The organism is Ruoffia sp. FAM 26255, from assembly GCF_045528525.1.
GTDB lineage: Bacteria > Bacillota > Bacilli > Lactobacillales > Aerococcaceae > Ruoffia > Ruoffia tabacinasalis.
On the sequence record NZ_JBGQQX010000110.1, the window covers coordinates 1 to 2,190 of the forward strand.

Sequence of the window (2,190 nt, forward strand, 5' to 3'; positions counted from 1 at the left end):
CATACGTCTTACTGAATCCAGATAAACTCCGAATGCCATCTGCTCATCTCTGGGAGTCAGACTGCGAGTGATAAGATCCGTAGTCGAAAGGGAAACAGCCCAGACCACCAGCTAAGGTCCCAAAGTATCAGTTAAGTGGAAAAGGATGTGGGGTTGCACAGACAACTAGGAGGTTGGCTCAGAAGCAGCCATCCTTGAAAGAGTGCGTAATAGCTCACTAGTCGAGTGACCCTGCGCCGAAAATGTACCGGGGCTAAACTGAACACCGAAGCTGTGGATTCAACCAATAGGTTGAGTGGTAGGAGAGCGTTCTATAGGCGGCGAAGCAGTACCGTAAGGAGCTGTGGAGCGTATAGAAGTGAGAATGCCGGTATGAGTAGCGCAAGACGGGTGAGAATCCCGTCCACCGAATGACTAAGGTTTCCTGGGGAAGGCTCGTCCGCCCAGGGTTAGTCGGGACCTAAGCTGAAGCCGATAGGTATAGGCGATGGACAACAGGTAGAGATTCCTGTACTTGAGATACATGTTTGAGTGATGGAGGGACACAGGAGGTGACCTCACGCACCCTGATGGAATAGGGTGTCGAAGCGATAAGTTTGGATGTGAGTCAAATGCTTACGTCCGAGTAAACGAGTCGTGACCGGGAGCGAATTAAGTAGCGAAGGTGAGTAATCAAACTGTCGAGAAAAGCTTCTAGCGAATGTATATCAACCCGTACCGCAAACCGACACAGGTAGTCGAGTGGAGAACACTAAGGTGAGCGAGAGAACTCTCGTTAAGGAACTCGGCAAAATGACCCCGTAACTTCGGGAGAAGGGGTGCTGATGGAAACATCAGCCGCAGTGAATAGGCCCAAGCAACTGTTTATCAAAAACACAGGTCTTTGCAAAACCGAAAGGTGACGTATAAGGGCTGACGCCTGCCCGGTGCTGGAAGGTTAAGAGGAGTGCTTAGCGCAAGCGAAGGTACGAATTGAAGCCCCAGTAAACGGCGGCCGTAACTATAACGGTCCTAAGGTAGCGAAATTCCTTGTCGGGTAAGTTCCGACCCGCACGAAAGGCGTAATGATTTGGGCACTGTCTCAACGAGAGACTCGGTGAAATTATAGTACCGGTGAAGATGCCGGTTACCCGCGACAGGACGGAAAGACCCCATGGAGCTTCACTGCAACTTGATATTGAGTGTTTGTTGATCATGTACAGGATAGGTAGGAGCCTTTGACAGTTGGACGTCAGTCTAGCTTGAGGCGTTGGTGGGATACTACCCTTGATGAATGACCACTCTAACCCGCGTATAGACTACGGGAGACAGTGTCAGGTGGGCAGTTTGACTGGGGCGGTCGCCTCCTAAAAAGTAACGGAGGCGCCCAAAGGTTCCCTCAGAATGGTTGGAAATCATTCGCAGAGTGCAAAGGCATAAGGGAGCTTGACTGCGAGACCTACAAGTCGAGCAGGGACGAAAGTCGGGCTTAGTGATCCGGTGGTACCGCATGGAAGGGCCATCGCTCAACGGATAAAAGCTACCCTGGGGATAACAGGCTTATCTCCCCCAAGAGTTCACATCGACGGGGAGGTTTGGCACCTCGATGTCGGCTCATCGCATCCTGGGGCTGAAGTCGGTCCCAAGGGTTGGGCTGTTCGCCCATTAAAGCGGTACGCGAGCTGGGTTCAGAACGTCGTGAGACAGTTCGGTCCCTATCCGTCGCGGGCGCAGGAAATTTGAGAAGAGCTATCCTTAGTACGAGAGGACCGGGATGGACGCACCGCTGGTGTACCAGTTGTTCCGCCAGGAGCATCGCTGGGTAGCTATGTGCGGGATGGATAAGCGCTGAAAGCATCTAAGCGCGAAGCCAGCTTCAAGATAAGATTTCCCATCACGCAAGTGAGTAAGACCCCTGAAAGACGATCAGGTAGATAGGCTCGAAGTGGAAGTGCAGTAATGTACGGAGCGGACGAGTACTAATCGGTCGAGGACTTAACCACGAACCAATTCAGGTTTAGCAGGTAAGAAAACACAAGTTGATATTCAGTTTTGAGTGATCTAAGAGATTACTTATATACAGACAATGTGTGGTGATGGTAGCAAGAAGGATACACCTGTTCCCATGCCGAACACAGCAGTTAAGCTTCTTAGCGCCGATGGTAGTTGGACCTTTGGTCCTGTGAGAGTAGGTCGTTGCCATGCATTGTT

Annotated in this window: 2 rRNA genes; both read left to right on the forward strand. The window is 51.2% G+C overall.

Going from position 1 to position 2,190, the window contains the following annotated elements:
- A 23S ribosomal RNA gene (locus ACEN31_RS11430) occupies window positions 1-1,982 on the forward strand; the annotation flags it as partial.
- An 86-nt stretch (window positions 1,983-2,068) separates the two neighbouring features.
- Window positions 2,069-2,184 (forward strand): 5S ribosomal RNA (gene rrf / locus ACEN31_RS11435).
- Window positions 2,185-2,190: the final 6 nt, after the last annotated feature.